We start from the raw sequence: 4,447 nt of genomic DNA on the forward strand, positions 1-4,447 counted from the left end.
TATTCCGCGGCGTCTTGGTATGCGTCCATTGGGGGGCATGTGCAGACGAGGTTTCGGTCGCCGTATGCGTTGTCGACGCGGTTGACGGGGGACCAGTATTTGTCGACGCCCATGGAACCCGGCGGGAAGCAGGCCTGTTCGCGGGTGTAGGGGCGGTCCCAGTCGCCGACCAGATCGCGCACCGTGTGTGGGGCGTTTTTCAGCGGGTTGTTGTCCGCATCGATCTTGCCGTCGATGATGTCCTGCGCTTCCGCGCGGATCGACAGCATGGCGTCGCAGAAACGGTCCAGTTCGGCCATGGGTTCCGATTCCGTGGGCTCCACCATCAGGGTGCCGGCCACCGGCCAGCTCATCGTCGGCGCGTGGAAGCCTGAATCGACCAGGCGCTTGGCGATGTCATCCACGGTGACATGCGCCTCGGCGTCCAGCGGACGGGTGTCGAGGATGCATTCATGCGCCACCCGGCCCGTTTCCGAGGTATAAAGGATCGGATAGGCATCCTTGAGCCGCGCCGCGATGTAGTTGGCGTTCAGGATCGCCACTTTTGTGGCCTGCGTCAGCCCCGCGCCACCCATCAGCAGCACATAGGCCCAGGACACGGGCAGGATCGAGGGCGAGCCGAAGGGCGCCGCCGAGACCGGGCCCACGGCGGTGCCGTATTCCGGGTGGCCGGGCAGGTGCTCGGTCAGATGCGCCTTGACGCCGATCGGGCCCATGCCGGGGCCGCCGCCGCCATGCGGGATGCAGAAGGTCTTGTGCAGGTTCAGGTGGCTGACATCTCCGCCGATGTCACCGGGGCGCGACAGGCCGACCATGGCGTTCATGTTGGCGCCGTCGATATAGACCTGACCGCCGTGGTCATGGGTGATCTGGCAGACCTCCTGCACGGTGGTCTCGAACACGCCATGGGTGGACGGGTAGGTGATCATGCAGGCGGCCAGATGATCGGAGTGCTTTTCCGCCTTGGCGCGGAAGTCGGCGACATCGATATTGCCGTTCTCATCCGCCTGCACCGGCACGACCTGCCAGCCCACCATCTGCGCCGAGGCCGGGTTGGTGCCATGCGCCGAGGTCGGGATCAGGCAGACATTGCGCTGACCCTGCCCACGGGCGAAGTGATAGTTGCGGATGGTCAAGAGGCCCGCATATTCCCCCTGCGCGCCCGAGTTGGGCTGCTGGGAGATCGCGTCATAACCGGTGATCTGGCACAGCTTGTCGTTCAGATCGGCGATCATCTCGTGATAGCCCTGCGCCTGATCTTCCGGGCAGAACGGGTGCAGGTTGCTGAACTCGGGCCAGGTGACCGGGATCATCTCGATCGTGGCGTTCAGCTTCATGGTGCAGGACCCCAGCGGGATCATCGCCCGGTCCAGCGCCAGGTCGCGGTCGGCCAGACGGCGCATATAGCGGGTGATCTCGGCCTCGGCCCGGTTCTTGTGGAAGATCGGGTGGGTCAGATATTCGCTTTCGCGCAGCGCATAATCGGGCAGGCGGTACTGCTTGTTCGAGCTGTCATCCTTGCGGTCGATGCCGAAGGCGCCCCAGACGGCCTCGATGGTCTCGGGGCGGGTCTGCTCGTCCAGGCTGATGCCGACGCGGGTCTCGCCCACCTTGCGCAGGTTGACGCCGCGCGCCACGGCGGCCTCCATCACCGTCTTCTGCAGGTGGCCGACCTCGACCGTGATGGTGTCGAAGAACACCTCGGGTTCGACCGAGAAGCCCGCCTCTTCCAGGCCGGCGGCCAGGCGCGAGGTCTTGCGGTGCACCGATTGCGCGATGGCCTTGATGCCGTCGGGGCCGTGATAGACCGCATACATCGAGGCAATCACCGCCAGCAGCGCCTGCGCGGTGCAGACGTTCGAGTTCGCCTTCTCGCGGCGGATATGCTGCTCGCGGGTCTGCAACGACAGGCGGTAGGCCTTGTTGCCGCGGCTGTCGATGGACACACCGATGATCCGGCCCGGCATCGACCGCTTCAGCTTGTCGGTGGTCGCCATATAGGCAGCATGGGGCCCGCCATAGCCCATCGGCACGCCAAAGCGCTGGGTCGAGCCGATGGCGATATCCGCGCCCATCTCGCCCGGTGACTTCAGCAGCGCCAGCGACAGGATGTCGGCGGCGACGATGGCGATGGCTTTGTGTTCATGCAGCGCCGCGATTTCGGCGGTGAAGTCGCGCACATGGCCATAGGTGCCCGGATACTGGAAGATCGCGCCGAATACCGCGCCCGCGTCCAGCTGATCCGGGTCGGCGACCTGCACGTCGATGCCCAGAGGCTCGGCCCGGGTCTTGATCACCGCGATGGTCTGCGGGTGGCAGTTGCGGTCCACGAAGAAGGCCGCGTTGTTGGCCTTGGACCGGCCGCCGCGTTTGGCCATCGCCATCGCCTCGGCCGCCGCGGTCGCCTCGTCCAGCAGGGACGCGTTGGCCACGTCCAGCCCGGTCAGGTCGCTGACCATGGTCTGGAAGTTCAAGAGCGCCTCGAGCCGGCCCTGGCTGATCTCGGGCTGATAGGGCGTGTAGGCGGTGTACCAGGCCGGGTTTTCCAGGATGTTGCGCAGAATCGGCGCAGGCGTGGTGGTGCCGTAATAGCCCTGACCGATCAGCGAGGTCAGAACCTTGTTCTTGCCCGCCACCTGTTTCATATGGAACAGGGCATCGCGTTCCGTCATCGCCGGACCCCAGTCCAGCGGCTGTTTCTGCCGGATCGCCGGGGGGACGGTGGCGTCGATCAGCTCGTCCAGCGTCTTGAAGCCGATCACCTTGAGCATGTCGCGCATCTCGGTGGGCGACGGGCCAATGTGGCGGCGGTTGGCGAAGTCATAGGCTTCGTAGTCGGTCAGTTTGAAGGCCATTGCAGCGCTCCTCACGGATAGGTCAGGGCCGGCGGAGACTACGGGAGCCTCCGGCGGGAGTATTTGGAAAAAGATGAAGCGGTGGAGCCCCAAAGGCGGGGCTTCGGGTTTGGGTTAGCCGATGAAGGCTTTGTATCCGGCCTCGTCCATCAGGTCCTCAAGCTGCGATGCGTCCGCAATCTTGACCTTGTAGATCCAAGCTTCGCCTTCGGGGTCTTCGTTCAGCGCGCCGGGGTTGTCGGCCAGCGCCTCGTTCACTTCGACGATCTCGCCATCGACCGGAGCATAAAGCTCGGACGCGGCCTTGACGGATTCGATCACGCCGATCTCGCCGTCTTTCTCGAACTCGTCGCCCACTTCCTGCTGCTCGACGAAGACCACTTCACCCAGCTGTTCAGCCGCGTGCTTGGTGATGCCCAGCGTGGCGGTATCGCCCTCAACGGTCAGCCATTCATGCTCTTCGGAATAATAGGTTGCCATGTCTCTCTCTCCTGACTTCAACGCTTGTAATTCTGTTTGACGAAGGGCAGCGCCACGATCTGCGCCGGTTGTGCCTTGCCCCGGATGATCAGGTTCACCTTCTCGCCCGGCGCGCCATGGCCTGCGGACACATAGCCCATCGCGATCGGGCCTCCGACCGTCGGGCCAAAGCTGCCCGAGGTGATCTGACCGATCCTGTTGCCCTCAAGGCATTGCACTTCCACGCCCTGACGCGCCGGCGCGCGGCCGTCGGGCTTGATGCCCACCAGCTTGCGCGATGCGCCTTCGGCCAGTTCGCGCTGGATACGCTCCGCACCCGGGAAACCACCTTCTTCCTTGCGCCGCTTCTGCATCGCCCAAGCCAACGAGGCCTCGACCGGTGAGGTGCTCTGGTCGATGTCATTGCCATACAGGCACAGCCCCGCCTCGAGCCGCAGGCTGTCGCGCGCGCCCAGACCCGCCGCTTCGCAATCCTCATGCGCCAGGAAGGCCCGTGTGATCTCGATCGCCTTGTCCTCGGGGATCGAGATCTCGTACCCGTCCTCGCCGGTATAGCCCAGCCGCGAGATGCGGCATTCGACGCCGTTGATATCGGCCAGGGTGGTTTCCATGAACTTCAACTCGCGGGCCGCGGGGCAGAGCGCGCCCACCACGTTTTCCGCCGCAGGGCCCTGAACCGCCACCAGCGCGCGGTCGAAGATCTCGGTCACGTCGACGCCTTCAAGGTGCTCACGCATATGCGGAATGTCCTGATGGCGCAGCGCCGCGTTCACCACCACGAAGTAGTGATCCCCCGCATTCGACACGATCAGATCGTCCATGATCCCGCCTTCGGCATTGGTAAAGAACCCGTAGCGCGCCTTACCCTCCTTCAGCGTCGCATAGGCCTGCGGGCACAAAGCTTCCAGCTTCTCACCCACATTCTCGCCGCGCAGAATAACCTGACCCATATGGCTCACATCAAACAACGCCGCCTTCTCTCGGCACTGCTTATGCTCGCCCATGATCCCCAAAGGATACTGAACAGGCATCTCCCACCCAGCAAAATCAACCATCTTGCCGCCAAGTGCGACGTGAAGGTCATACAAAGGCGTGCGCTTCGGTGTGGTCAT

General features: G+C 64.1%; 3 protein-coding genes. All 3 read right to left on the reverse strand.

All coding sequences use genetic code 11. The features are described from left to right. Positions 1-2,855, reverse strand: a 2,855-nt coding sequence (gcvP, locus tag AC2FF8_RS20475; RefSeq protein ID WP_480686142.1) for an aminomethyl-transferring glycine dehydrogenase, incomplete at its 3' end; no start/stop codon positions are given. 114 nt (positions 2,856-2,969) lie between these two features. After that, positions 2,970-3,335 carry a glycine cleavage system protein GcvH gene (gene gcvH / locus AC2FF8_RS20480; RefSeq protein ID WP_170345522.1) on the reverse strand — a complete coding sequence of 122 codons (366 nt, stop codon included), beginning with the start codon at positions 3,333-3,335 and terminating at the stop codon, positions 2,970-2,972. A 17-nt stretch (positions 3,336-3,352) separates the two neighbouring features. Further along, positions 3,353-4,447 carry a glycine cleavage system aminomethyltransferase GcvT gene (gcvT, locus tag AC2FF8_RS20485; RefSeq protein ID WP_496880595.1) on the reverse strand — a complete coding sequence of 365 codons (1,095 nt, stop codon included), beginning with the start codon at positions 4,445-4,447 and terminating at the stop codon, positions 3,353-3,355.

It is taken from the genome of Ruegeria sp. YTSA144, assembly GCF_059610125.1.

Coding starts and splice junctions, on each gene's coding strand:
- gcvH (WP_170345522.1), bottom strand. CDS start 3,335: ATGGCAACCTATTATTCCGAAGAGCATGAATGGCTGACCGTTGAGGGC.
- gcvT (WP_496880595.1), bottom strand. CDS start 4,447: ATGACCACACCGAAGCGCACGCCTTTGTATGACCTTCACGTCGCACTT.